The organism is Acinetobacter sp. Ac_5812 (assembly GCF_013072695.1).
Lineage (GTDB): Bacteria > Pseudomonadota > Gammaproteobacteria > Pseudomonadales > Moraxellaceae > Acinetobacter.
On sequence record NZ_LXUK01000020.1, the window covers coordinates 1 to 1,284 of the forward strand.

General features: G+C 39.6%; 2 protein-coding genes. Both read right to left on the bottom strand.

Features of this window, described 5'->3' with window-relative positions:
• Nucleotides 1-268: 268 nt before the first annotated feature.
• Entirely contained in the window at nucleotides 269-502 is a 234-nt protein-coding gene (locus A7P55_RS13400) for a hypothetical protein (RefSeq protein ID WP_004704298.1), read from the bottom strand.
• A gap of 170 nt (nucleotides 503-672) precedes the next feature.
• Complete coding sequence (locus A7P55_RS13405) at nucleotides 673-993, bottom strand: multidrug efflux SMR transporter (protein ID WP_119687016.1); 321 nt, start codon at nucleotides 991-993, stop codon at nucleotides 673-675.
• Between the last annotated feature and the right edge of the window lie 291 nt (nucleotides 994-1,284).

Consider the following 1,284-nt stretch of genomic DNA (forward strand, 5'->3'; position numbering starts at 1 on the left):
TTTTTAGAATATATTGGGCTGGAGCGTTCTGGGGCATAGGGGTGCTTCCTATAAATTCTCAATCTTTAAAATGAGTTTCTATGCGATGTTTAATTTTCTCTTTAGGAAAATTATTTTCTCTGTGAGAATTTATATAGGGTTTTTTTTCAGCCGTCTACGGCTTTAGGAAAGTTTTTTTATTTTTAGGAAAGTTTTTTAAATTATTGATTTTTATTAAGATGTGCGAAAGCACCAGCAGGAAATTAATCTTCTGCTGGCTAGATTTGGCTTAACATAAAACCTCTACCCGATGAAACTGCTTCAGCTGTAACAATGCCTGAAAAGGCTGGGCAGACTGCATCAAATGATTCATCTGTTCATGAAACTGCTGAACCAGACCCTGATTGCATCGAATCAGCCAACCTTTCATAAACTTTTTGTTCATATTCAGCATATACACCTCACAGGTGGTCGGTGTTAATAAGCGAATTTTCTTAATCACAAAGTGTTCCGGATAGCTCATCGCATTCTCCTTTTACAAAGTTCAATTGATAAAAAGCAAATACCGCGCCAAGTTTGCCAATAACCGATTTGGCCTGTTTGATGCCGGCTAAATCCGGTATTTATTCCTGATATGAATATTTTATGCATTAAAACTGCGCATCTGCTTGATGGCCTGCACCAAATTGCAGATCAGGAGAGCTCGGATAATTTCATCAATAGCAGTCCAGCCGTAATCAAAACGGCGGCTAAAATACGCATCAAGGTGGCCTGCTCGCCCAAGATCAAGATGCCCAGCAAAAATGCCCCGACCACACCTATGCCCGACCAAATGGTATAAGCCGTGCCTAGGGGCAGCGTACGCATGGTATAGCTCAACAGCAGAAAGCTTAAAATTACAAAAACCACTGTCATGAGGGTGGGGATCGGTTTGCTAAAACCGGCTGAAAGTTTCATGGAATAGGCCCAGATAATCTCAAAAATACCGGCCAGAACTAAAACTATCCATACCATCTGTATTGACTCCCTGAATTAAGTTTTATGCCGGATCAGCTCAGCATACGGCTGATTTTAATACTGCGATGGCTGGCCAATTTTACCTATACCTCTAAAGGCATACTCATAAAAAGTAGCTGAATTTAAACAAGAAATATGGACAACGGCGTGTGTTTTTATATAAATTTTTACAAGAAATTAAATTTACTCTTAAGAATATCCATCTTGAGCACCTGAGTTTTGACTGCCTTAAATACCGGAGCAAATCGACCATGACGCAGCACACTTCAGCCCAATATATTCTAAAAA

Excerpts from the sequence above, each read along its gene's own strand:
- A7P55_RS13400 (WP_004704298.1), bottom strand. The coding sequence starts at position 502 with ATGAGCTATCCGGAACACTTTGTGATTAAGAAAATTCGCTTATTAACA.
- A7P55_RS13405 (WP_119687016.1), bottom strand. The coding sequence starts at position 993 with ATGGTATGGATAGTTTTAGTTCTGGCCGGTATTTTTGAGATTATCTGG.